Source organism: Brevundimonas sp. (assembly GCF_016742135.1).
GTDB lineage: Bacteria > Pseudomonadota > Alphaproteobacteria > Caulobacterales > Caulobacteraceae > Brevundimonas.
The window spans coordinates 375,421-398,805 of the sequence record NZ_JACVCG010000002.1 but is presented as its reverse complement, the minus strand read 5'-3'; the positions used below and the strand labels follow the sequence as shown (position 1 = coordinate 398,805).

The 23,385-nt window shown below is 61.8% G+C and carries 22 protein-coding genes; 15 read left to right on the top strand and 7 right to left on the bottom strand.

The window, feature by feature from the left end:
* Positions 1-2 precede the first annotated feature (2 nt).
* Positions 3-458, bottom strand: coding sequence for a surface-adhesin E family protein (locus IBJ06_RS05610; RefSeq protein ID WP_292158077.1), 456 nt, complete (start codon positions 456-458; stop codon positions 3-5).
* Between the two features lie 287 nt (positions 459-745).
* Here IBJ06_RS05610 and IBJ06_RS05605 point away from each other — a divergent pair, with 287 nt between their 5' ends.
* Positions 746-1,489, top strand: a complete 744-nt coding sequence (locus IBJ06_RS05605) for a 3'-5' exonuclease (protein WP_292158075.1) — start codon at positions 746-748, stop codon at positions 1,487-1,489.
* Positions 1,490-2,169: 680 nt separating this feature from the next.
* On the opposite strand, the gene IBJ06_RS05600 is transcribed toward IBJ06_RS05605, so the two are convergent.
* Both IBJ06_RS05600 and IBJ06_RS05595 read right to left on the bottom strand, forming a co-directional pair.
* Positions 2,170-2,490, bottom strand: coding sequence for a hypothetical protein (locus IBJ06_RS05600; protein ID WP_292158073.1), 321 nt, complete (start codon positions 2,488-2,490; stop codon positions 2,170-2,172).
* A gap of 28 nt (positions 2,491-2,518) precedes the next feature.
* A complete protein-coding gene (locus tag IBJ06_RS05595) occupies positions 2,519-2,836 on the bottom strand; it encodes a hypothetical protein (RefSeq protein WP_292158071.1) in 318 nt (105 codons plus the stop codon).
* A 74-nt stretch (positions 2,837-2,910) separates the two neighbouring features.
* Here IBJ06_RS05595 and IBJ06_RS05590 point away from each other — a divergent pair, with 74 nt between their 5' ends.
* Positions 2,911-3,399, top strand: coding sequence for a hypothetical protein (locus IBJ06_RS05590; RefSeq protein ID WP_292158069.1), 489 nt, complete (start codon positions 2,911-2,913; stop codon positions 3,397-3,399).
* A 43-nt stretch (positions 3,400-3,442) separates the two neighbouring features.
* The gene (locus IBJ06_RS05585) at positions 3,443-3,931 is read left to right on the top strand and encodes a hypothetical protein (RefSeq protein WP_292158067.1); all 489 of its coding nucleotides are present in this window, start codon (positions 3,443-3,445) and stop codon (positions 3,929-3,931) included.
* 253 nt (positions 3,932-4,184) lie between these two features.
* Here IBJ06_RS05585 and IBJ06_RS05580 read toward each other — a convergent pair whose 3' ends face one another.
* Positions 4,185-4,751, bottom strand: a complete 567-nt coding sequence (locus IBJ06_RS05580) for a recombinase family protein (RefSeq protein ID WP_292158065.1) — start codon at positions 4,749-4,751, stop codon at positions 4,185-4,187.
* Between the two features lie 1,084 nt (positions 4,752-5,835).
* On the opposite strand from IBJ06_RS05580, the gene IBJ06_RS05575 reads away from it, so the two are divergent.
* Complete coding sequence (locus tag IBJ06_RS05575; RefSeq protein WP_292158063.1) at positions 5,836-6,855, top strand: hypothetical protein; 1,020 nt, start codon at positions 5,836-5,838, stop codon at positions 6,853-6,855.
* Between the two features lie 13 nt (positions 6,856-6,868).
* On the opposite strand, the gene IBJ06_RS05570 is transcribed toward IBJ06_RS05575, so the two are convergent.
* Positions 6,869-7,060 (bottom strand): hypothetical protein, encoded by a 192-nt coding sequence (locus IBJ06_RS05570; protein WP_292158062.1) that lies wholly within the window; start codon positions 7,058-7,060, stop codon positions 6,869-6,871.
* Between the two features lie 10 nt (positions 7,061-7,070).
* Between IBJ06_RS05570 and IBJ06_RS05565 the strand changes: the two genes are divergently transcribed.
* The 11 genes from IBJ06_RS05565 to IBJ06_RS05515 all read left to right on the top strand — a co-directional run bounded on the left by IBJ06_RS05565 (position 7,071) and on the right by IBJ06_RS05515 (position 22,297).
* A complete protein-coding gene (locus tag IBJ06_RS05565; RefSeq protein ID WP_292158060.1) occupies positions 7,071-7,709 on the top strand; it encodes a uracil-DNA glycosylase in 639 nt (212 codons plus the stop codon).
* 369 nt (positions 7,710-8,078) lie between these two features.
* Complete coding sequence (locus IBJ06_RS05560) at positions 8,079-9,395, top strand: serine/threonine-protein kinase (protein ID WP_292158058.1); 1,317 nt, start codon at positions 8,079-8,081, stop codon at positions 9,393-9,395.
* A 91-nt stretch (positions 9,396-9,486) separates the two neighbouring features.
* Complete coding sequence (locus tag IBJ06_RS05555) at positions 9,487-9,861, top strand: hypothetical protein (protein ID WP_292158056.1); 375 nt, start codon at positions 9,487-9,489, stop codon at positions 9,859-9,861.
* Positions 9,854-10,843, top strand: a complete 990-nt coding sequence (locus IBJ06_RS05550) for a hypothetical protein (RefSeq protein WP_292158054.1) — start codon at positions 9,854-9,856, stop codon at positions 10,841-10,843. Before IBJ06_RS05555 ends, IBJ06_RS05550 begins: the two co-directional genes overlap by 8 nt.
* A 103-nt stretch (positions 10,844-10,946) precedes the next feature.
* Entirely contained in the window at positions 10,947-14,030 is a 3,084-nt protein-coding gene (locus IBJ06_RS05545; protein ID WP_292158051.1) for a BPTD_3080 family restriction endonuclease, read from the top strand.
* Positions 14,027-14,776, top strand: coding sequence for a hypothetical protein (locus tag IBJ06_RS05540; RefSeq protein WP_292158047.1), 750 nt, complete (start codon positions 14,027-14,029; stop codon positions 14,774-14,776). The genes IBJ06_RS05545 and IBJ06_RS05540 overlap by 4 nt, the downstream gene beginning before the upstream one ends.
* 1 nt (position 14,777) lies before the next feature.
* Positions 14,778-17,687 carry a site-specific DNA-methyltransferase gene (locus IBJ06_RS05535; protein WP_292158044.1) on the top strand — a complete coding sequence of 970 codons (2,910 nt, stop codon included), beginning with the start codon at positions 14,778-14,780 and terminating at the stop codon, positions 17,685-17,687.
* On the top strand, positions 17,687-18,535 hold the full coding sequence (locus IBJ06_RS05530; protein ID WP_292158041.1) for a hypothetical protein: 849 nt from the start codon (positions 17,687-17,689) through the stop codon (positions 18,533-18,535). The genes IBJ06_RS05535 and IBJ06_RS05530 overlap by 1 nt, the downstream gene beginning before the upstream one ends.
* Entirely contained in the window at positions 18,535-19,632 is a 1,098-nt protein-coding gene (locus IBJ06_RS05525) for an HNH endonuclease signature motif containing protein (protein ID WP_292158038.1), read from the top strand. The genes IBJ06_RS05530 and IBJ06_RS05525 overlap by 1 nt, the downstream gene beginning before the upstream one ends.
* Before the next feature lie 2 nt (positions 19,633-19,634).
* On the top strand, positions 19,635-20,207 hold the full coding sequence (locus IBJ06_RS05520) for a hypothetical protein (RefSeq protein WP_292158037.1): 573 nt from the start codon (positions 19,635-19,637) through the stop codon (positions 20,205-20,207).
* Positions 20,207-22,297 (top strand): UvrD-helicase domain-containing protein, encoded by a 2,091-nt coding sequence (locus tag IBJ06_RS05515; protein WP_292158036.1) that lies wholly within the window; start codon positions 20,207-20,209, stop codon positions 22,295-22,297. The genes IBJ06_RS05520 and IBJ06_RS05515 overlap by 1 nt, the downstream gene beginning before the upstream one ends.
* On the opposite strand, the gene IBJ06_RS05510 is transcribed toward IBJ06_RS05515, so the two are convergent.
* Together IBJ06_RS05510 and IBJ06_RS05505 are read right to left on the bottom strand one after the other, a co-directional pair.
* Complete coding sequence (locus IBJ06_RS05510; RefSeq protein WP_292158034.1) at positions 22,294-22,878, bottom strand: hypothetical protein; 585 nt, start codon at positions 22,876-22,878, stop codon at positions 22,294-22,296. The genes IBJ06_RS05515 and IBJ06_RS05510 overlap by 4 nt on opposite strands.
* The gene (locus IBJ06_RS05505; RefSeq protein WP_292158032.1) at positions 22,875-23,348 is read right to left on the bottom strand and encodes a hypothetical protein; all 474 of its coding nucleotides are present in this window, start codon (positions 23,346-23,348) and stop codon (positions 22,875-22,877) included. Before IBJ06_RS05505 ends, IBJ06_RS05510 begins: the two co-directional genes overlap by 4 nt.
* Positions 23,349-23,385: the final 37 nt, after the last annotated feature.

The window sequence follows — 23,385 nt, the reverse complement described above, 5'->3', positions numbered from 1 at the left end:
ACCTACTGGCCCTGTTCCGCCACCCGCCACGCGCCGACCGCAAAGTCCTGCGCGGTGCTGAAATATCCCTTGCGCGACGGGTTGCTGCTGCAGACCTCACGGCGGACATCGCCCATGATGGTGCCCTCGGCGAGCGGGGTCCAGCTGCCGTCGCCGACGAAGTCCTCGACCACGGTCCGGCCGCGCCGGTCAAAGAACTGCGAGCGGATGGTGGCGTAGCGCAGCTGGGAGCAGTCCATGTCGATGGTCGAGACCGCATAGTCGAACGGAACGGCCCCGGACTGGAGCGAAACCATGGCGAAGGTCACCTCGCGGCGGCTGCCGTTGATGTCCAGCGAGCCCCAGTCGACCGCCGCCACAGCCGCGTCGTTTGAAGACACCGCTTCCCAGCTCTGGGCCAAGACGGGGGTTGCCCCCGTGACCGCCAGGGTCGCTGCAATACCGATGGATCTGAACATGTTGGCCTCTCCCGATGAGGGGTAGAGCTTGCCCGACGACGGGCGGGCCGTCGAGAGCGGCATCCTGACCAAATCTGATGGAGATGGGCCGCGAGGGCGGTGGCTGGGGAACTAGGAAACGGGCCACCAAGCCAAAAGGCCAGAGAAATCAATAGCTGAACTCGGCGGTGAGTGACCGCTTTGTGCCGAGTTTGTATCGAGCGATTTGGGCCGAGTCGTCAACGCACCAACTCTGGGTGACAAGCTGCCGATTGGAGAGACAATAGGACCGTTAGCCCGGAGGTCTCTTGAGCCAGCACGTCATCGTCTTCGATCTCGAAACCGTCCCCTGCGTCGAGACGCTTGCTCGGCTTCATGGCCGGGCGACTTGTAGTGATGACGAAGCGGCCGAAATCCTCGGCGACAAGTTCCCGAAGTTGCCGCTGCACAAGGTGGCCGTTCTCGCCGCTCTCGTTGCCGAGCGAGTCGATGGCGTTTGGCGCATCAGGTCGCTGGGCGCACCCCACATTGGGGACCGAACTGAGAGCGATCTTATATCGGCCTTCGCCGCTCGTGTGGACGCCCTCCGGCCGATACTCGTGAGTTTCAATGGCAATGGGTTCGACCTGCCGGTCCTCCGCTATCGAGCGATGGTCAACTGCATCGCAACGCCGGGCCTGACATCCCGCCCCTATTTCAAACGCTACGATCAGGCTCACGTCGATCTGTGCGACGAACTCGCCAGCTTCCAGTCGAACGCTAAAGCTCCCCTCGATGATCTCTGCAAGATGATGGGACTACCGGGGAAGCCGGAGGGCATCGACGGCTCGAAGGTCTGGGACCACATCCGAGCAGGTCGTATCCAAGAATGCGCGAACTACGGTGAGACCGACGTCGTGAACACCTATCGGGTCTGGCTACGCTACGAACTCTTTCGCGGGGCGATCACGCCCGCACAAGCGGCAGACAGCGAGGCGGACCTGACTGCGTTCATCACGTCACGGCTCGCTGAGCGACCCCACCTTGCCTTTCTAGTGAACGAATGTCCTTGAGAGGGACAGTTCCGGTCATGATTGAGGGGATTACGGCGCCGCTTGACCTCCAAAAACAGTGGTGTTCAGATTCCTGAATGGGCCAGTTCCTCGACCGACTGCGACAGGACAATCCCGCCTATTCCCTTGAGGCGAGCGACAGCGGCTACCTGCTGATCCGTCGCGAAGGACAGGACGACAGCTTCAACAAGGTCGCCCGCTTCTCGACGAAGCTGGCACCGAGTTCGTGGTGTTCCCGACCCCCGATCACGAAGGATACGAGCGGGTCTTCCTCGTCCCGATCTAAAGGTCGATGAACTCGTTGGGACCGGGCGCGTAGGCCCGCAGCTTCATCCGACCGGGACAGAACATGCGTCGGCACCGGGCCGACTTCCCCCACGGCGACCAGTCTCGACCACGGGCGCGGATGATCTTGTCAGGGTCAGCGACCATCGCCAGACGACAATGCTGGCAATGGACCGAAAGGCTCCAGCCCCTGTCCATCATCCGGCCAATCGTCGGGCAGTAGCCTTGCCAGTTTTCGCGGGTCCACAGCCGGTATCGCGGATTGTGCGCCACGTCAGTTCGGGCGCTGGGGCTTCTTCGCAGCGGCCAGCTTGTCGGGGTCAGGGTCTCGGGACATCCCAAAAGAATGTTCCACTTTTGTTCGCGGTTCAATACGGTCTGGCTGGCCGTTCGAATTAAGCCGTGAGCGTTCGCCGCCGGTCCACGCGGCGAGCGATCAGGACAGCCACGACTGCCGCCGCGATCAGGATTGCGCCACCAACGAGCGCGTTCCTGATTGCCTCCTCGCGCAGATGTTCGGCGTTAGTGATCAGCCACGCCACCTCTTCTGCGGTTTTTAGAACCTGCTCTCGGAAGGCGTCGGTCGGCGCCCTCGCGAGAAGAGGCGCAAGAGAATCCATATCGCCCTTCAACGCGCCGACAAGAGAGTGGAGGCTTGCGATCTTGTAAGTCCAAAACGCCGCCCAGCCGCAGATCACGACGGCGGTGCCGATCAAAGCTTTCCTTTGAAGCGTCACTCGCCGGTCACCGCATGTCAGTCTGGTTGGTCATAACGACCCGGACGAACTTGCCTTGAGCGTCAAACAGCAACGCCACTGACCGCGCTTCGCCCGTGCCCCATGCCGTTCCGGTTGAATGCATCCAGAGTAGCTGTGTCTGGCCGTTGGCGAGGGTCATTCGATTGTTGGGCTGACCGAGCCGCGCGATGACTTCCGCCATTGGAGTGCCCGGCACGATCTGATCGACGGCGGTCGGATCGTAGTCCGTCCCCATCGACACGCAGCCGCCCAAGGCGACGGTTGAGAGCGTCAACGCGGACAGAACCGTGGCTAGGCGTTTCATTGTCTCTCCCCGTGATGCTGGGCGCAGGGTAGTATGCCAGCGGCGTAGTCTCGCGCCAAGGCGGAGGAAACGACGTGCGTCTTCTGAAATCACGAGCCTACAAGGCACTCGATAGGCCCCTCGCTACTACAATGGGCGAGAGATTTGCGGACTGGTGCAGGCGTAGAGGAGAGACGCTTACCTATGCAGGACTGGCCCATTACCTCGGCGGGTTCCTTGGGTTCGCTACAGCACAAGCCTTGACTTATGGCGATCTCAAGGACGCGGAAATAGATGAACTTCTCTCAATCTACTATACAGCCGCTACGATGTGCGGCGTCCATAATCTTGCCGAAGGAAAAATGACGACACTGGAGGAGTTCGATCAGATATTTGACGCGATGAACGCCTCCACGTTCGGCTTTAGTATGGACGCAGGTAGCGCCTTAGGGACATTTCTCCGACAGCGGCAGCGCAAATACATGCAGACCAGAGAGACATTGGGAAGCGCGCTGATCAATGATATCCGCGCAGCCAAGACCATCTGGCCCGGCGGCCCCGCATTTGAACGACCGCAGCCTTGAGGTTGCTGAGTTAGCTTCAAAGCCATCCTCGCAGGAAAGCTTCATGAGATTCAATATTGCTCTGGCCAGTCTCGTCGTCCTGTGTGCGGCACCGGCTCACGCGGAAACGCTGCTGCTGAATTGTCGGACTATCGACAACCTGAATGCCGACCCGCGAACGTGGTTTGCTTCGCCACCCGAAACCACCGAGGCCATGCTTCGGGCTGGCTTTGAACTCGGAGTGGCAGGGTTCATGGTCGAGCCTTTCACGACTTGGGCCATCGACATGGAAGCCCGGCAAATAAGTTCGCCGGAAAGCGCGGGACCACCTTACGAGAACGCCGAGATTTCGAGCAGCCTAGTATCAGCGGCGATGGTCTCGCCTAGCGGTTCAGTCCTGACGTTCCGCTTCAATCGGATCAACAATCAGGTGACCCTTCGCAAATCTCTGGACGAGGAAGGCAGGACGGCTTGGAAAGTGGCGCACGGGCGCGATTTTCCCGTTCTCATTAGCTTTACGCAGACATGCTCGGTGAGGTCCGTCCCAAACTGATTTTGGGTCGCGTATCCAAGACAGGGTATTTGCGTGTGCGCGGGAGACTGACCCCCCGGCGCCCCTCCTCCATCTGGCCACGCTCGCCCTACCCTCTCCCACGCTAGGCCATAGGGGCGTTGCGAAGTGCCTCCGAAAGCGATTCCGAGACGTTGCCTCGCCACGGTTCCGGCACGGTTGGCGCGACGATCTGGCTAACGCGCTGCAATGATTGAGCTTCGCTCCCATAAGGCATGGCAGCGATAAAAGCCGCCTAAAGCAACGCCGCCCGTCCACCCGGCATCGTTCGATACAAGGTGCTCGGAGCAACGCCGATCTGCCGTGCGATCTCGGACATCGAAAGCTGATCATCGGCCATCAGCGCCTTCGCGATCTTCAGCTTGGTCTCGTCCATCGCCTTCGGACGGCCCCCCATGCGGCCACGGGCGACTGCCGCTCGTCGGCCCGCCTCGCAGGCCAAGCGCTTCTGTTCAACTTCATATTGGCCGAGCGCCGCCAGCGTGTGGACGGCGAGCCGTCCGCTGGGGGTGGTGCTGTCGATGGCCTCGTTCAAGGACTTCAGGCCGATATCGCGTCGAGTGAACTGATCGACCAGATCGAGGATTTGGCGGACATCCCGCGCGAGACGGTCGAGCCGCAGGACGACCACGGTATCTCCGGGGCGGGCGAAGTCGAGAAGCTCGGTTAGCTGCGGCCGATCAGATCGCGTGCCAGATGCCGTCTCGATGAAGATGCGCTCGCACCCTGCCCGCTCCAGCGCGTCGATCTGCGATTCGTGGTTCTGTCCGCGAGCCGAGCACCTCGAATAACCGATCAGCATCCGTTTCCGAAAACCTCTTAAAGCCCCGCGTTGTCGGAGATAGATTTCAGGATACGGTATTCGGAGAGTCTGTCATCCATATCCGATGATTAACGAGAGACTTCCACGCGCCCTGCCCGACATCTCCTAGAAGTATACCTTTTCGGACGCGCATGAATAATGCGTCGAAGGCTCGTTCCTGCTAATTTGATAAATAGAAATGAGCGCGCTGGTTTGGGTCCAGCCAAAGGGAGTTCGTCGCAGCCTTTCCGGCAGAGGCGGCGCAAGCCCCGGCCGGTGACCCAAACCCGGTCGGGGCTTTTCTGTTTCGGCGGGACGTCAGGCCGTTATCTGGCAGGATCATCACACTCGGGGGTATAGAGGCGGGCGACCCCACTCGCAGACTGGAAAAGGCCGGAATACGAGACCGGCACAGGCGCCAAGGGTGGGCAAGCGGAATCCGATCTGTCGGAGCCGTCCGCAATACAAGGTCCGAAAGGATCATCGTCCGCTGGCCACGGGCGTAGGCAAGATGATCTGGGGTCCGTCGAGACAGAGTTGAAGCCCCAGAATCTCACCGACCGTTCCCTCGTTCTGCGCCGGTGAGATGCGCCGCCCGTGAGCAATGGGCGGTCAACCGTTGTGAGGTGGATACGTCACTCGGAACTCGCCATTCAGTTGGCAGCGGATCGTCCAAGAGGCGGCGCGGTTTCGATACCCCTGTCCACCATTCAGGATGGGGCGATTGGCTGGCACCGGGCAACCACCAGCGGGATAACACCCAAACGTCGCTGAACGAGGTTCATACCGACTCAGGAATGGAACATCCCCCTGTCCCTCCCTCCTCTGCCCCGGCTGTGCCGGATTCCAGTGTGTGGGAGGGGCAGGGGGAATTGTTCAATTGATCTAGGAATGGAGGAGAGCATTCTCTGACCGATTGCTCTGTTCTGCGGCCTAAAGCTGCTCCGTGCGGCTTGACCGCGAACGGCAGTGAGCGAGGCAAACGCGCGAGAGCCGTTCGAGCGAAGCTCGGACGACAGAGGCCGTCTCCTGTGTTCACTACGCGGTAGTTGCTCCCAAAAGCAAAGAGGCCGATGTTCGAAGGGTGATCACCTTCATCGACGAGTCTGGCTCTTTTGCAGGTATCGGACAGAAGAACGCGATCTCATGTGTGGGCGCGCTGACGCTACCGCACGGGAACCTTGCGCAGCTTCAGAAGCTCTGGACGCGCCTCCGGGCCAAGCTTCCGAAGGAGAAAGGTGAGGTAAAAGGCCGTCTGCTGACCGAAGATCAGGTAGCGAGCGTCGTTGAGATCATCCGACGCAATCAAGGGCTGTTCGAAGCCTCGGTCGTAGACCTTGGCTCCCATTCAGAAGTGGGCTTGGTCGCTCACCGACAGGCGTTGGCCGACGCGCTGACTGCGAAGCTGACGCCCATGCATCAACCGAACGTGCACCGGACGATGAATGGGTGGCGAAGCGAACTGCTGAATATGAAGCTGCCGGGCTACGTTCAAAGCGTGCTCACGTTCAACCTTCTGGGCCGAGTAATCGAGCATTCGACGCTCTACCACTGCCTCCGAAACCCCAAGGAACTCGGCCAGATCGCGTGGGTGGTCGATGCCAAGGACGGCGGTTCCATCCAGACACCGTGGGAACGATGGTGGCAGGAGGTAATGCTGCCGACACTCCAGTCGCAGTCGCTTCGCGAGCCGGGGAGCCGACTGGAGGGTGGCGACTACAGCCACTATGGACGATACCTCCTCAAGGATGGTCTACCGGATTGGCTCGTCGCCGAGGCTAAAGTCAAAGTTCAGCCGGGCGACCCGCTGCCGCTGAACCTACGAGCGATCTTCGAAGACCTCCGAGTTTCGTCCTCCAATGGCATGGGATTGGAATTAGTGGACATCCTAACGAATGGTCTCCGTCGAGCGCTGCGCGGCCATTTAGGACCGACCGGATGGCTCCCCATTCGGACGCTCATGATCCATCGGAAGCAGCAGTATATGGAGTTCGTCTCTCTGAATCGGGAGGACAGCTACGAGATGGAATATTCTCCCGTCGTCCGTGCCTTCCGACAAGGCGGCAGGAATATGGGCACCCCAAGCCTCTACCGGTCGATCTAGTGCGAGGTCGTCTTCAGGCAGACCAGTGTCCTGCCTTGAACTGCTCCGGTGTCCAGACGTCGCCGGTGTCGAGGTGCTCGATCATGACGTCTCGCTCGCCGTCTCGCACCCAATCAGCCGCGATCCGAGCGGCGTCCTCGGCGGCCATGGGATAGCTACGGGCGATCTCACCGCTGCTATGGGCGTAGCGGACCACGAACCTCATGGTGCCGACTATGCGTCAGCTTCTCCCGAACATCGAGCGGCCGACAACTCCGCGCACATTGCGCGACCCGGATGCTCGGGCGGCACGTCGCGCCATGCTCGATCTCCCGCACATCGCGCCACTCGCCCGCTTCGCCGCCGATCTCCGTGAGCGGCACAACGTCGAAGTTCCTGACTTTGACCCTCTGGATGGCGGCATCCACGCTCGCATGCTCTTCCTGAAGGAGAAGCCGGGGCCGATGACATCTGCGTCTCGCTCCGGCCGCGTCGGCTCGGGTTTCATCAGTCGGGACAACGACGACCCAACCGCCGAAGCCACATTCCGCTTCATGGAAGCGGCTGGCATCCCGCGCGAGGAGACCCTCATGTGGAATGTCGTTCCCGGCTGGAACGGCACGCGGAAGATCACGCGACAGGAATTACTCGACGGCGTGTCCGAGGTGCGGAACCTGATGACCCTGCTGCCCCGCGTCGAAGTTGTGGTGCTCGTTGGAAAGAAGGCCGCCAGAGCCGAGCCGCTGCTGGCGGGGACCGGCCTCGTGGTTCGGCACTCGCCTCACAACTCGCCTCTGGTTCGCGCTTCCAGACCCGACGAGTGGACGCGAATACCGGAGATGTGGGCCGAGGCTTACGCGCTCATTCGCGACTGACTCTGGTGCGCGGATCAGCGCTCGGATGTTAAGGATCGCGACGGCCACACGAAGAGGAAGATGGCTGGATCGGTAGCTGTGCGAAAGCCTGATCCGCCCCGTCGCCGCCCCCTCGCCCACGGTCCAGATTGGCTCGCTCCCGAAGTGTTGACGCGGCCATTCTCAGTATCATGCTCGCGACGAGTTGCCTCGTTTTCTATTGTTGTGGTCTGATCCGCTCGGGATAGCTTGGGCCGCCGGGGGACTATGCGACTTTTCAATAGGACGCCGCCTTCAAGAACTCCAAGCGCAGGGGATCGGCTAGGCGGCCGCTATCTGGTTCTGAAGGTCTTCGAGGGCGGTCTTGGCATAGTCTGCGTCGTGTCAGACTTGTCGCCCTCTCCCGATCGTGGGGATGCGCGCTTCGTCCTTAAGTTCGCGAAGGCCGACCTGCCGCCGGAGCAACAAGAAGCTTTTCGTCATGAAGCCTCCGCATGGGTGGCGATGGGCCGTCATCCTTCCATCGTCCCGGCATTCTGGGTCGACGAGGTAGGCAGTCGGCTATGTATTGCGGCGGAGTATATCGAGCCGGATGAACTCGGGCGCGGATCGCTCCTAGATCATCTTTGCGGACAACCAAAGGCACCCCAGCAAATCTTTCGCTGGACCGCACAATTTTTCGATGGTCTGTCCCACGCCATTTCGCGGGGACTTGTAACGCATTCGGACATTAAACCGGCGAACCTGTTAGTCAGTAGGTGGGGCGATTTGCAAATCACCGACTTTGGAATGGCAAAGGTGCTGGGGTTGCAAAGCTCTCGCGGGGGGACTCCAAAGTATATGTCCCCGGAACAGTGGCGAGGGCTGTATTGTAATCACAAGTCCGACCTTTATTCGTTTGCTTTCATATTGCATGAAATGTGCTTCGGGTTTCACCCGTTTGCCGATGATGAGATGGATCAGCTTCCATTTCGCCATTCGAGTGTCTCACCCCAGCTACCAATCCACCCCCTATCACCGCTCATAGAGCGGCTCTGGGCTAAAGCGGTCTCAGACCGGATCGACGTCTCACAGGCTAGGTCAATGCTCAGCGAGATTGCCGGGCGTTGCGGATTGAAACTCCCCGTTGTCAACGTGTCCACTGAGCCTGCGCTCGAAGAGCTTCGGGCCAAAGCGACCGTTGAGGGTCCGAATGGATTCCAAGACGCGCTCGATGCTGCGATTAAGATCACTCGTCGATGGCCCGGCGATGCAAGTGGCTGGACCCAACTAGGAAGGTTGTATCTGTCAGCGGGAGACCTGCGTGAAGCTCACGCAGCGACGGTTCGAGCCATCTCGATTGATGACACGCGCTCAGCAGCTTGGAACAACCTCGGTGTGATTTGGGGCGGGCTGGAGGAGCCGGAGCGATCAATCCTGTCATTTCGGAAGGCTCTGCAATGCGATCCCGACAACACCGGGGCGATGCTGAACCTAGCGAAACCACTCACCATTCTGGGTAGGAATTCCGAAGCCATCCGCATCCTTAAAGGCGCGATTGCTCTTGCGCCCGACAAGTTCTCGGCTTGGGTCAACTTAGCGGGCTGCCTGAAGGAGACCGGCGACCTACCAGAGGCACTCTCTGCCCTCGATCAGGGTTACGAACTCGCACCCCCCAGCATGAAGGCAATCATCCTTCGACAGCGCTCTGATTGGTTGAAGACGTGACCCCGGCATCTGCGGGTGAACGTCGGGGCGATTTGGTTGACGGATTCGACTTCCATGAGAGCCTGAACCCTCCACAGCACATGGAGGTCGCTTGGCGCCGGTCGAACAACCGCTCCGATGTCTCGCCGTTCGCGTCGTTCTCGACGAGGCAGGTGAGATCGATGGTCTCGAACTTGAAGCCTACCTCAACGATGTGGCCGGTGCCCGCCAGTGGCTCTCGACGACGGAGTGGCTCTTCGTCGATCCGCCCACGGAAGCTGGCGGGAAAGTCACCGTGCCGGTTGTCGTCCCTGAAGCGGTGGCTACGAAGGCGATCCTCGCCGACCTGACGTCCGAGCCGAACCGTATCGTCTTCGATCATCAGGTGACGCCTGCCGAGGCGCGGAAATGGCGCTGGGTCGCCTTTCAGGTGGCACCCCATCCGCAGGGGCAGGGCTACTTCCCGTGGGAGCGCCTGAATGCGTGAGGGGCTGCTCGGCTGGGCTACCGAAGCCTTGATCCGCCACGATGACGAAACGGGCGGCGTCATCGCTCGCACGCTGACGGCGGCTCCTGCGCGGAAACAGGCAATCTTCGCCGCCTTGGCCGTGGCCGAAGATAAGGCCGGGGTTATTGGCACCAGCGACGACCTCCTTCCGCCGTCGCTTGGGGAGGTGCTGCGCCATGGTCGGTCGATGGACATCCTTCGGCATGCTTTCGGCGATCTGCCCGTGGGCCTTCCGGGCTTGCTTGAGCGCATTGGCGAACGGCCGTTGCCGCGAGCGCGCGATTACCTTGCTCTGCGCGACCTCGCCGCCAGCGCGGACCCTCGCGGCGCCGACGCCCTGCGGCAGGGCGGCCGTATCACGTCCCGCAAGCTGGAGGTGCTGGCCGCGCTCGATACCCGGTGGCGTCACGTCAACACGCTGGAGCGCCTCGACACCACCTCCGAGGCTCTGACGTTTAACGCTGCCGTGGCCTTCATCCAGTCGGTGAACTCCAAGGCGACCGACGAGGCGGTAGCGCAAGCTATCGCGCAGATGCGGCCGTCCTCGACGTTGGCCCGGCTCCTCGACCGATTGCTTCGACGCGCCGACCGCTTGCCGCCCCACCCCGTCCCTGATGGGGACAACGAGCTTGTTCCGCTGACCAGCGTGCCCGCCCTTCTCCAAGCCAGTCGGAAGTATCGGAACTGCCTCTCTCACCGCTTGTCGGACGTCGCAGCGGGCCGCATGGCCGTTGGCGAGTTCCGTGGCGAATGGCTCGTAGAGTTCCGGCCGCTGACCTTGGGTGCGGGATGGATACTCCGTGACGTCCATGGTCACCGAAACGGGCCGGTGCCGCTGACTGTGGTCGCCGATGTCGAGGCAAGATGCGACCAGATCGGCGTCCCCCATATCGACGAGACTGTCGGAAGCGGCCTTTGGGAAAACTATCGCCGGTTCACTGGCGAACTGGAGTGGGGCTGAAGTGTTGCGACCGATATTGACGCACATCCCTGCAAGTAGCGAAGCTGTATCAACACAAGCAGGGGATTTGTGGCACACCGTCCCCTGCGAATGATAAGACCGAATGGTCGTCGCTTCGGGGGAATCGAGATTGGCCGACCAGTTCTTTCAGCGCCCTATCCTCAATTCGCCATACGAGCGGCCGACACTTCACTGGGAGCTTGATGCCGAGGGCCAGCCCACGGGCAACCTCGTGGAGGCGCGACGCCATTCCGACCTGATCACGCCTGTTCCGAAGCCGAAGAAACGGAAAAAGAAGGCTGCCCAAACCGAGATGGCCTTCGACGCGGGCGACGACCTCTCCTCGGCCGATCAGGAATACAACCCGACCCCGATCATCAATGAGGTTCGGCAGCACGTCGATGCGTGGCGCAATCTGGCGAACCCGAAGGACTGGCTGGTCACGCCCGAAACCGAGCGTCTCCTGAAGCACTGGCGCCACCACAAGTTTCAGGGCGTCCGCCCCTTCTTCTGTCAGGTCGAAGCTGTCGAGACGGTGATCTGGCTGACGGAAGTCGCCCCGAAACTCGGTGCGCGCGGCTCCAAATTCTGGGATCACATCAAGGGCGCCAACGCTCAGGCCAATCCGGCGTTGATCCGCATGGCGCTGAAGCTCGCCACAGGCGCTGGCAAGACGACCGTCATGTCGATGTTGATCGCATGGCATACCGTCAACGCCGTCCGCCATCCGAACAGCAAGATGTTCTCGCGCGGCTTCCTCATCGTTGCCCCCGGGATCACCATCCGCGACCGCTTGCGGGTGCTGCTCCCCAACGATCAGGAGAGCTACTACCGGACCCGCGAGATCGTCCCACCCGACATGCTGGCGGACATAGATCGCGCCAAGATCGTCATCACCAACTATCACGCCTTCAAGCTACGAGAGCGCGCCAAGGTGGCGGCGGGCACGCGCACGGCTCTGGAAGGTTGGCGTAAGGAAAAGCTGGAGACCCTCGAAACCGAGGGCCAGATGCTCCAGCGGGTCATGCCCGATCTCATGGGCATGAAGAACATCGTGATTCTGAATGACGAGGCCCACCACTGCTACCGCGCGCGCGTTCAGGACGCGCAGGGCGACACCGAGGCGGACCTCACCGGCGACGACAAGGAGGCCGCCAAGGCCGACAACGAGGCCGCCCGGATGTGGATCACCGGGCTGGAGACGGTGAAGAAGAAGCTGGGTCTGTCGATGGTTTACGACCTGTCGGCCACACCCTTCTTCCTGCGCGGCTCCGGCTACATCGAAGGCACGCTCTTCCCGTGGACCATGAGCGACTTCTCGCTGATGGACGCCATCGAATGCGGAATCGTGAAGCTGCCGCGTGTGCCCATCGCCGATAATGTGCCCGGCGGCGACACGCCGAAGTTCCGAAACCTGTGGGAGCACATCGGCAAGGAGATGCCGAAGAAGGGGCGTGGCGCTGGGAAGGTGCTCGACCCGCTCAGCCTGCCATCCGAGCTTCTGTCGGCGCTGGACGCTCTCTACGGCCACTACAAGAAGACGTTCGAGCTTTGGGAGGCCGAAGGCATCGGCGTGCCACCGGTGTTCATCGTGGTGTGCAACAACACTGCCACCTCCGAACTGGTCTACAAATACATCTCGGGCTTCTTCCGTGAAGGCGACGACGGCTCGCAGACGCTGCACAACGGCCGCCTCGAACTGTTCCGAAATTACGACGACTACGGCAACCGGTTCGCCCGCCCGAACACCATCCTGATCGACAGCGAGCAGTTGGAGTCGGGTGAAGCGCTCGATAAGGACTTCCGCGCCATGGCTGCGGAAGAGATCGAGCAGTTCCGTCAGGCCGAGGTTCAGCGCACCGGCGATATTCGGGCGGCCGAGAACATCGACGACGCCACCTTGCTGCGCGAGGTCATGAACACGGTCGGCAAGAAGGGGCGTCTGGGCGAGCAGGTGCGTTGCGTCGTCTCGGTGTCGATGTTGACCGAGGGCTGGGACGCCAACACCGTCACCCACATCCTCGGCGTCCGCGCCTTCGGCACCCAGCTACTTTGCGAACAGGTCGTCGGCCGGGGTCTGCGCCGCCAGTCCTACGAACTGAACGAGGAAGGGCTGTTCAACGTCGAATACGCCGACATCCTCGGCATACCCTTCGACTTCGCCGCCAAGCCGGTCATCGCCCCGCCCGCCAAGCCGCGCGAAACTGTGCGCGTCCATGCGGTGCGGCCCGAGCGCGACAAACTGGAGATCGTCTTCCCGCGCGTCGAGGGCTACCGCGTCGAACTGCCTGATACGCGACTGGAGGCGAACTTCGGCCCCAACTCCTATCTCGATCTGACGCCCGATCTGGTTGGCCCCTCGAAGACCAGCAACCAAGGCATTATCGGCGAAGGCGCCGAACTGACGCTCGACCATCTGGAGGACATGCGGTCCTCCAGCCTCCTGTTCCACCTCGCCAAACACCTGCTCTACACCAAGTTCCGCGATCCCGGCGAAGAGCCGAAGCTGGCGTTGTTCGGCCAGTTGAAGCGGATCACCAAGCAGTGGCTGGATGGCGGTTATCTGCGCTGCTCGGGCGGCACCTTCCCCGCACAATTGGCCTATCAGGAGATCGCCGACATGGCGGCCGAGCGGATCAAGGCTGCCATCGTCGAGAGCTTGGCGGGCGAGCGGCCGGTGAAAGCGATCCTCGACGCCTACAATCCGACCGGCTCCACGGCCTATGTGAACTTCAACACGTCCAAGGCCGACCGCTGGAAGACGGACCCCCGCTACTGCCACATCAACTGGGTCGTGTGCGACAGCGACTGGGAGGCGGAGTTCTGCCGGATCGCGGAGACGACCGATCACGTCCGGGCCTATGTGAAGAACCACAACCTCGGCCTCGAAGTGCCCTACCTGATGGGCAGCGAGCCGAAGAAGTATCGCCCTGACTTCATTGTCCAGATCGACGACGGCCGCCCCGATCCGTTGAACCTGATCGTCGAGACCAAGGGCTATCGCAAGGAAGACGCGGTGGCCAAAGCGAACACCATGAACGCCTACTGGGTGCCGGGCGTGAACAACCTCGGCAAGTTCGGTCGCTGGGCCTTCGCCGAGTTCACGGCCGTCTTCGAAATGGAAGATGAGTTCAAGAAGCTGATCCAGTCGTTCCGGGCCACCGCGCCGGTGAAGGAACTGGCATGAGCGGGGCGTGGGCGGACAATCAGGTCTATTGGGCGACGCTCGCCTATGCGCGTTGGTGGCTCGCTGTAGACGGTCCATTCCTCGGCGCAGTCGTGGCCGAGGGAGGCTTCACCGAACCGCTGCTGCGGCGTGTGGCGGTTCGCTACAACGTCAATCGCGGTTTGCTCCAGCCGGAAGAACAGCAGGAAGGCGAGGATGTATCCGCCAGCGGCATGATCGGTCTGGTGCGAGAAGCCGCAGCCGCTTGGCCCGCAAGCCTTCGGGAACGCGCCGCCTTGTGCATTGAGACAGCGGAGGCGGCCCAGAGCGCGGGTTGGACCGACAAGCTACAGGTTTCCGGCATCAGCAAGTTCATCTGGTTCCTGAAACCAGAGCGCTGGACCTTGTTCGACCGCTTCGCTGCCAAAGGCATGGGCGTCCCGGCTCACTGGAGCCGCCGCCGTCAGTTCGAAGCCTTCTACGAGGCGCTGGACGATGGCGAGTTTGACGGCGTGGTCGCGCGGATCGAGCCGCTCGTCGCGAGTTCAGTCCTCCCCGGCCTTCCCGCAGCCCGCATAATCGACTCCCTGTTGATGGCGCGCGGCGCGCGCGGATCAGCGGCGCATGAGGTGGAGGAAAGCCGCGCCTTTCTGGCCCTGCTTCCGCCCGAGTTTCGCGACGCTCTGAACCATCTCGCGACGCAGCTTCAGGACGAGATCGGCAACGACGTCCTGCCCCCGATGACCACCAAGCGTAAGAAGTCCTGACATGGCGAAGAAGCCGATCTCCGTCGAGGCGCTGAAGCACGACGCCAAGCGGATCAACATCCCGACCGCCGAGTTCGAGTCGCTGATGCGCGAGGAGGACAAGTCGCCGGTTCAGGTGGCCTACGAGCGCCGCAACCGCGACCTCGATCCGCAACTGGTCTGGCGCGGCAAAGACGAGCAGGACTGGTCCGACCTGATCGTTCAGGCGCCACCGCTGTATGTGCAGGAGAAGCTGCACCCGAAGGCGCTGATCGATGATCTGAAGCGGCAGACCAAGGCCCGGAAGGCCGAGGATGACGACTCCATTCCCGACCTATTCGCCGACTTCAACGGCCTGCCCGACAAGGAGGCGGTGACCGAGTTCTACCAACACGACCTACACTGGTCGAACAGAATGATCTCGGGGGACAGCTTGTCAGTGATGGCATCGCTGGCCGAACGTGAGGGGCTTCGCGGTCAGGTCCAGTGCATCTACTTCGACCCACCCTACGGCATCAAATTTAATTCGAACTTCCAGTGGTCCACTTCCTCGCGTGATGTGAAAGACGGTGCCAAGGATCATGTGACCCGAGAGCCAGAACAGGTCCGCGCATTCCGCGACACATGGCGAGACGGCATTCACTCCTACCTCACCTACCTGCGAGATCGCCTCCTCGTAGCGCGTGATCTGCTGGCCGATACTGGCTCGATATTCGTCCAGATTGGCGATGAAAACGTGCACCGTGTTCGGGCGGTAATGGATGAAGTGTTCGGTGAAGAAAACTATATAAGCCAGATAGACTTCAAAAAAACGGCCGGTCTTGCATCGGATTTTCTTGCAACATCTAAGGATCATATCCTTTTCTACGCCAAAGACCGAGAGTCCGCCAAGTTCAGGCGAGTTTTCAATCTCAAACAGGCAGGATCGGAAGGAGCCACCCAGTTCGGCTGGATTGAAAGCGAGGACGGGACGGTTAGGCGGTCGCTTCGGTCATCCGAGGAGGTTCCAGACAACTGGAAAGTCATATCCCACGACAACATTACCTCCACCGGATTCGCGACGACGACCAACTATCCGCTGAGCCTATATGGTCGCCGGATTGTGCTTAAGCAGGCAAACCAGCGCTGGAAGACGACGACTGAAGGAATGTTCCGAGTCAAAGCGGCAGATCGTGTGATGCTCTTGGGAAGCACACCGCGATATGTGCGGAAATTGGACGACTTTCCCGTATTTCCGATCACTGATGTTTGGTCAGATACGGGCGTGTCAGGCTTCGCTGATCCTCGGGTCTACGTCGTTCAAACCAGTTCCAAGGTGGTCGAACGCTGCATCCTAATGGCTACCGACCCCGGCGACCTCGTGCTCGATCCAACCTGTGGTTCAGGAACGACGGCATATGTGGCGGAGCAATGGGGGCGGCGCTGGATCACCATCGACACTTCGCGTGTAGCGGTTGCCCTCGCTCGGTCACGGCTGATGGGTGCACGCTATCCCTATTATGTGCTCGCTGACAGCGTAGACGGTCAGCGGAAAGAAGCTGAGATCACGCGCAGCCCGCCCAAGACGGCGGCCACCTACGGCTCTATCCGGCAGGGTTTCGTCTATGAACGCGTGCCTCATATTACTCTGCGGGACATCGCAACTAACACCGAGATCGACGCGATCTGGGAGCAGATGCAGCCATCCGTCGAGGCGGCCGTCGCGACCTTGAACAGTGCGCTCGAAGGTCATACGACGCCGTTCAAAGTCGAAACGGGTGCGCGCTTAGGAACACAGATCGACTTCACCTCCAGTGGCGAGGTGGTGCTTCCATCCGGCGAGACGGCTCCCGCGAATGGCTTCATGGAGTGGGAAATCCCGCGCGATGCGCCCGCTGGTTGGCCCACCTCGGCTAAAGAGGCTCTGACGAGCTTTTGGGAGGCGAGGATCGCCCGCCAGAGCGAGATCGACGCCTCTATCGCCGCCAAAGCGGAGTTCGAATACCTCTACGACAAGCCCTACACCGACAACTCCAAGGTCCGTGTAGCCGGTCCATTCACAGTCGAAAGCCTGTCGCCCCATATCACGTTGGCCGTGGGACCGGATGACGAACTCCTCAACCTCTCGGGTGCAGACGTCGCTGACGAAGGGCTGGAGTTCGAAGACGCCGACGATTTTGCCAGCATGATCCTGAAGAACCTGCGAGTCGCGGGTGTTCAGCAGGCACACAAGGAAGACCGGATCACCTTCACCAGCCTGATTGGCTGGCCCGGCGACCTGATCTGCGCCGAGGGCCGTTATCTGGAAGGCGATGTCGAGAAGCGTGCAGGCATCTTCATCGGCCCTGAATTTGGCACTGTGTCACGACCTGATCTTGTTCAAGCGGCTCGCGAAGCAGGAGACGCAGGGTTCGATGTTCTGGTCGCCTGCGCCTTCAACTACGACGCCCATTCCGCCGAGTTCTCCAAGCTTGGACGCGTGCCGGTCCTGCGTGCGCGCATGAACCCGGACCTGCACATGGCGGGCGATCTGGCCGCGACCGGCGCGGGCAATCTGTTCGTCATCTTCGGCGAACCCGACATCAAGATCGAAGATGCGGGCAAGGACGCGGATGGCGCCGAACTGATCCGCGTGAAGGTCTCTGGCGTCGATGTCTTCAAGCCTCAGACGGGCGAGGTGGTTTCCGAGGACACGGACGGCATCGCCCTGTGGATGCTGGACACCGACTACAACGAAGAGAGCTTCTTCGTTCGCCACGCCTACTTCCTCGGTGCCAACGACCCCTACAAGGCGCTGAAGACCACCCTGAAAGCCGAGATCGACGAGGAGGCGTGGGCCACCCTGAACAGCGACGTCAGCCGCCCCTTCCCCAAGCCCACCTCCGGCCGGATCGCCGTGAAGGTCATCAACCACCTTGGCGACGAGGTGATGAAAGTGTTCGAGGCGCGCTGATGAAGGCCCTGATCTCCAAGCCCGTGAACGACCTCCAACGGCAGTTCAACGAACTCTGCGAGAAAGGTGGCGGCGTCAAAGGCGGGCCGGTTCGTGGGAAGACGCTGGAGCTTTTGAAGTTCTACGGCCAGACCCTGAACCAAGGCGCCAGCGAGGAGATTCAGGAGCACCTCGCCGCTTTCCCTGACGCCAATCCGTGGCACGTCTGCTTCGCGCTCGGCCTGTGCTGGGGCCACCTCGCGAAGGTCGATCTGACGTTCACTGAGGCCGCTATTGGCGCCTTGGAACACATCAACGACGACGACCTGAAGACCGCCGGAAGCTTCTGCCTTGAGCGCGGCCCAGAGCCGATCATCAACTCGCTGAGGGGCGGCCACGCGCTGTTCCAGCGGGTCATGCTGCCATCGACACTTCCCGACACGCTGGATCGCATGGATCGAGCGCAGCAACGCTGGCTCACACCCATCGTCCACCCGACCGACCGCCCGCCCTACATCGGCAGTTGGAACGCGACGGCGATGTTCATGACGGCTCTGTTCGCCAACCCTGCGCTGGCGGCCACGCAAATGGAGCCGAAGCCGGTTCTGCCGCCGGGAGGCCCGATCTTCACGGGTCTTTCCCTTCTGCATCAGGCGGGCTTGCTGCCAACTCCGCCCGATACGGCGGACATCGACGGCAAGTCCTTCGAACCGGGGGTGCTCTACACCAACAATGGGCTGCTCCAGTCGCTGCTGGCAGGCTGCACTGGATGGTCGATGACCGATGTGCACAGCGGCGTCTACCTGCTGGGCACCCGGCATCACGAGTCCGATAGCTGGATCAAAGCCAAGACAGCGGCGGTGGCCTGATGCCCTACTTCTTCAAGCCCGTGGTGTGGAACAGCGAGGGCTATCGCCGCCCTTCCGGCGGTCGCTTCAGCAGCGGCTTTCCGAAGGAGAACGGCTATGGCCATGAGGAGTGGAACAACGCACCTCAACTGGCCTACGCGGATGGCGCTGACCGCTTCAAGGTCTTCCATAGCGAGGGGCTAGGCAATCAAGACCTTGAGGCTCAGGCGGGCCTGATCGCGATGATGTTGATCGCATCACACAAGGGCAGCCAGTTCTTGGTCGGGATCGCGGCGGGCTGCACACCCTTGATGACGGAAGCAGATCGTCCCGCGCGGGTGAAGTTGGCGCAGCGCCTCGGTTTAAATTCCGACGCGATGGCCGAGGAGGCATGGTCACTGAAATCCGTTCGGGACGCCTATGACAACGACCGCCGCGCCTTTGTTCGGAAATGGCGCGCGGACTTCCATTGGTTGCCAAACTGGACGTGCCCGGCCGATCTCTACCTGCCTCTATTCGAACCGGTCGCACTCGATCCGATCTCGCTGACCGGTAAAAAACGGCTGGTGGCGATGTATGGGTCTTACCAGCCGGTGGATCGGGCTACCTTCCATCAGGTTCTGGCCCGTGTCCCTGCCTCGGCGGGTCAGGCCACGATTGAACGGCTTCGTGCTTGGGCAGGCTCCGCCACCGAGATCACCCATGACGTCGAGCAAGCGTCATCCGCTCCGACCACTGTCCGGGCGGCGCTTGTGCAGGCGCGGATCGGTCAAGGGGCCTATCGGGCAGAGGTGATGGCGGCGTGGAACCACGGGTGCGCCGTGACCGGCTGCACCATCCCAGAACTCCTGCGCGCCTCTCACATCCGCCCGTGGGCGGCCTCGAACAACGACCAGCGCTTGGACAGCGAGAATGGCCTGATGCTCGCCGCACATCTGGACGCTCTGTTCGACCGGGGCCTGATCTCGTTCGAAGAGGACGGTCGCATGATTGTCGCGGAATCAATCAGCACGGAAGCCAAGGTCGTCTGGGGCATCGGCGAGGGGCTGCGGCGTAGGCCGGGGGGACGGCTCGCCGACTATCTCGCCTATCATCGCGAGCGGGTCTTCGTCGGCTGACCATGACGACATCGACCCTCAAGAAGCCGACCCAGCACAGCCTTTTTGCGATGGCGTTCCTCGACGCCTCCAGCGAGACGCTGCTGCGAGACTTCTTTACCAAGCGCTGCGGTATCCCTCCCGCCTTGGTCTGCCGGGACATGCACGTCACGGTCTATCATGCTCGCCGCCCGATGGGCGTCGCTGACGCCACGGAGACCATCCAGTTTTCAGTGCCGGGCAGCGAACTTCGTATGATGACTATGGCGCCGGGCGGGGAGAACCCGCGCGACGACATTGATCCGCGCCGCTGCTCTATCGGGCTTCGAATTCGCCGGGCGGAAGGAGCCGCCAAACCACTGGAAGCCCTGCGCCGTCGCTTCTACGGTCTCGAAAGCGTCCGCGCGCTTGGAGCACGTCAGCGCAGCGACCGCCGGAACAGCGCCTTTGGCGCACGGCACTACCAACCTCATGTGACGGTGCTCCGACCGGGCGCGATCTCCGATCCAGACCTTTCGAAGCTAGGTGAGGCTCTGCGCGCCCATGTGCCCGCCATCGCCTTCGACCGCTTCGTCATTCGCAATCGAGTGCGCTGATGGATTTCCGCATTGCCGACACCTTCACCGAGAGCCTCGCGCGGTTGACCGGGCAGGAGCAGAAGGCCGTGAAGACAACCGCCTTCGATCTCCAGATGAACCCTTCGTCGCCGGGCCTGTCGTTCCACAAGTTGGATCGGGCGAAGGATTCCAACTTCTGGTCCGTGCGGGTGAACGCCGACATCCGGGTGATCGTCCACCGCACGCCCGGCAGCATCCTGCTGGCCTACGTCGATCACCACGACAACGCCTATCGATGGGCCGAGCGCCGCAAGATCGAGCGGCACCCGACGACCGGCGCCATGCAGTTGGTGGAGGTGCGGGAACGTGTCGAGGAACTGCCCTCGCCGCCCGCTCAACCGGCGGCTCCGGCACCGGTAGTGATGCCTACCGGCAAGCCCTTGCCGCTGCTGTTCGACAACCTCCGCAAGTTCGAACTGATGGCCTTCGGGGTGCCCGAGGAGTGGGTCGATGACGTGCGCCGAGCGACCGAGGCGACTCTGTTCGATCTGCTCGAACATCTGCCGCAGGAAGCGCAGGAAGCTCTGTTGAAGCTGGCGGTTGGCGAACAACCCGCGCCGCCCGAACCCGTGGCTCCCGATGTCGATCCCTTCGAACACCCGGACGCCCAGCGTCGCTTCCGTATTCTCACCAACGTCGAGGAACTGGAGCGCGCGCTCGACTCTCCGTGGGAGAAGTGGGCGGTGTTCCTGCACCCAGCGCAGCGAGAAACAGTCGAGCGCACCTATTCCGGCCCGGCGCGCGTCACGGGGTCGGCAGGCACCGGCAAGACTATCGTGGCGCTGCACAGGGCTGTCCATCTGGCCCGAGCGAACCCGACATCTCGCACCCTGCTGACCACCTTCTCCAAGGCTCTGGCAAATGCGCTGGAGGGCAAGTTGGCGCACCTGACAGGCAATCAGCCAGAGATCGCTTCGCGCATCCATGTGCAGGCTCTGACGGGCGTCGGCTACGATCTCTACGCCCAGCTATTCGGCCAGCCGACCTTGGCTTCGACCAGCGTGATCCAGTCGCTAATTACCAAGGCGGCCGAGGAAATCGCCGAGCCGCGCTTTACCCCGCACTTCTTGCTCGGCGAGTGGACCGATGTCGTCGATGCATGGCGACTGACCTCGTGGGAGGACTACCGCGACGTATCCCGCCTCGGTCGCAAGACCCGGATCGGCGGCAAGCAGCGCGAGACCCTTTGGGCGGTATTCGAACAGGTCCGCGCGGGCCTACGTGACCGCAAGTTGGTCACATGGGCGGACATCTTTGGCCGACTGGCGGACCACTACGGCAGCGGGGCTGCGGCGCCCTTCGATTTCGTCGTGGTGGACGAGGCGCAGGACATCAGCGTGGCCGAAGCTCGTTTCCTCAGCGCTCTCTCGAAGAACCGGCCCGAGGCTCTGTTCTTCGCGGGAGACATTGGCCAGCGCATCTTCCAGCAGCCGTTCTCATGGAAGTCTCTCGGTCTGGACGTTCGAGGGCGGTCATCGACCCTGCGGATCAACTACCGCACTTCGCACCAGATCAGGTCGCATGCTGACCGTCTGCTGCCCATCACCGTCACCGATGTCGATGGCGTGACCGAGAGCCGACGCGGGACCGTCTCCGTGTTCGATGGCGCCGAACCCATCGTGCAGACGTTCGACGACACCGGCGACGAACAGACCGCTGTCGGCGCATGGATCGCCGCACGGATCGCAGAAGGCTGTCTGCCGCACGAGATCGGGCTGTTCGTCCGATCCGATGCCGAGATGAAGCGTGCACGCGCCGCCGCCAAGCTGAGCGGCGCGGCGGCCGTCGAACTGAGCGACAAGGTGGAAGCCGAGCCGAACAAGCTGGCCGTTAGCACCATGCATCTGGCGAAGGGGCTGGAGTTCCGCGCTGTGGTGGTCATGGCTTGCGACGACGAAGTGATTCCAGATCAGGATCGCATCGAACGGGTCGCCGACGAGTCCGACCTGCAAGAGGTCTACGATACTGAGCGGCACCTCCTCTATGTCGCCTGCACCCGCGCCCGCGACCACCTGCTGGTGACGGGCGTAAACCCGGCGTCAGAGTTCTTGGAAGACTTCGGCGTCTAGCGGCCCGCCCCCCGAATGTTCCACGGCAAATCGAAGCTTTCGATCAAGCCGAGTTCGAGACCAGCATCCCCGCTCACTGGCATGCCGTTCCACGTCAGGTCGGGCGGATGAGCCGTGTAGACTTCGATCACGTCGCCGACGCCGAGCGCTTCAATAAGAGCGGCGTTCAAACGCTTGCTAGTCCTCTGGGACTTGCCGGGGCGGCAATAGGATCGAAAGCGCTGAAACACCCCCTTGGTCGCCAAACCGACGTATAGCGCGGCGCCGTCCTTCACAAAGGCGTAGACGCCACGCTCTTTCGGGAAGTCTGCGCCCTGAACGAGCGATGCCTCGGTCACCGTCCATGCACCCACCCGGCTAAAGCCGCCCTCCTCAAGGAGAGCTACCGTAAGCGGCGGTTTTCTCGGAGGAGCTTTGCGAACTCGCGGCACCGGGTTCGGCGCTCGGAGAGCGCTGCCCAACAGGTCACAGCGCTTCAGGACGTTGTAGGCGTGTTGGTAGCGCACGCCGACCTGATCAGCGATCTGTGAGGTCGTGAATCCCTCAGCGGCAAGCGCTCTGATCTGATCCGCCTTCGTCATGAGATGCCCGACTCAGGCTGGGCCGCCAGTCGTTCTGAGAGCCAGTCCCAGCGGCCTTGGAAGGGCTGAAGTCGCTGTCGCAGGTCCGCACCAACGCGGGTCACGGCGTATTTGCCTCCGGCCGCCCATGAGTTCGTAGCCATCGCCTTGGCGCCGAGGACCACCAAAGCTTCCTCATAGGTCATCAGGAATAGGACTGGCGCGCTCGTGACATTCCAGATGTAGGCCAACGGAATGCCTCGTCCCTCGTATTTTCGGTCCAGACTGAAGCTTTCACCCGAGGCGCACTTCAACTGAAGAGGGAGCGCCCGGATGCCCTGCTCACCGACTTCCTTGAAGACAATGAGATCGACCCCTCGGTCCACGACGGGGGTCGCCACTTCGAAACCGCGCATCAGGAGTTGAGCCGTAAGCCAGTTCCGCCCCGCCACTTCGACGGTCGCTGAACTGATGTTCGAGCCTGCGATCATTCCGCCTCCGAGGCTTAGATAAATACCGGAAAGGAGA

What these genes read in the sequence shown, in the direction of transcription:
- IBJ06_RS05610 (WP_292158077.1), bottom strand. Translation starts at nt 458, where the DNA reads ATGTTCAGATCCATCGGTATTGCAGCGACCCTGGCGGTCACGGGGGCA.
- IBJ06_RS05595 (WP_292158071.1), bottom strand. Translation starts at nt 2,836, where the DNA reads ATGAAACGCCTAGCCACGGTTCTGTCCGCGTTGACGCTCTCAACCGTC.
- IBJ06_RS05585 (WP_292158067.1), top strand. Translation starts at nt 3,443, where the DNA reads ATGAGATTCAATATTGCTCTGGCCAGTCTCGTCGTCCTGTGTGCGGCA.
- IBJ06_RS05580 (WP_292158065.1), bottom strand. Translation starts at nt 4,751, where the DNA reads ATGCTGATCGGTTATTCGAGGTGCTCGGCTCGCGGACAGAACCACGAA.
- IBJ06_RS05570 (WP_292158062.1), bottom strand. Translation starts at nt 7,060, where the DNA reads ATGAGGTTCGTGGTCCGCTACGCCCATAGCAGCGGTGAGATCGCCCGT.
- IBJ06_RS05565 (WP_292158060.1), top strand. Translation starts at nt 7,071, where the DNA reads ATGCGTCAGCTTCTCCCGAACATCGAGCGGCCGACAACTCCGCGCACA.
- IBJ06_RS05550 (WP_292158054.1), top strand. Translation starts at nt 9,854, where the DNA reads ATGCGTGAGGGGCTGCTCGGCTGGGCTACCGAAGCCTTGATCCGCCAC.
- IBJ06_RS05545 (WP_292158051.1), top strand. Translation starts at nt 10,947, where the DNA reads ATGGTCGTCGCTTCGGGGGAATCGAGATTGGCCGACCAGTTCTTTCAG.
- IBJ06_RS05540 (WP_292158047.1), top strand. Translation starts at nt 14,027, where the DNA reads ATGAGCGGGGCGTGGGCGGACAATCAGGTCTATTGGGCGACGCTCGCC.
- IBJ06_RS05535 (WP_292158044.1), top strand. Translation starts at nt 14,778, where the DNA reads ATGGCGAAGAAGCCGATCTCCGTCGAGGCGCTGAAGCACGACGCCAAG.
- IBJ06_RS05530 (WP_292158041.1), top strand. Translation starts at nt 17,687, where the DNA reads ATGAAGGCCCTGATCTCCAAGCCCGTGAACGACCTCCAACGGCAGTTC.
- IBJ06_RS05525 (WP_292158038.1), top strand. Translation starts at nt 18,535, where the DNA reads ATGCCCTACTTCTTCAAGCCCGTGGTGTGGAACAGCGAGGGCTATCGC.
- IBJ06_RS05520 (WP_292158037.1), top strand. Translation starts at nt 19,635, where the DNA reads ATGACGACATCGACCCTCAAGAAGCCGACCCAGCACAGCCTTTTTGCG.
- IBJ06_RS05515 (WP_292158036.1), top strand. Translation starts at nt 20,207, where the DNA reads ATGGATTTCCGCATTGCCGACACCTTCACCGAGAGCCTCGCGCGGTTG.
- IBJ06_RS05510 (WP_292158034.1), bottom strand. Translation starts at nt 22,878, where the DNA reads ATGACGAAGGCGGATCAGATCAGAGCGCTTGCCGCTGAGGGATTCACG.
- IBJ06_RS05505 (WP_292158032.1), bottom strand. Translation starts at nt 23,348, where the DNA reads ATGATCGCAGGCTCGAACATCAGTTCAGCGACCGTCGAAGTGGCGGGG.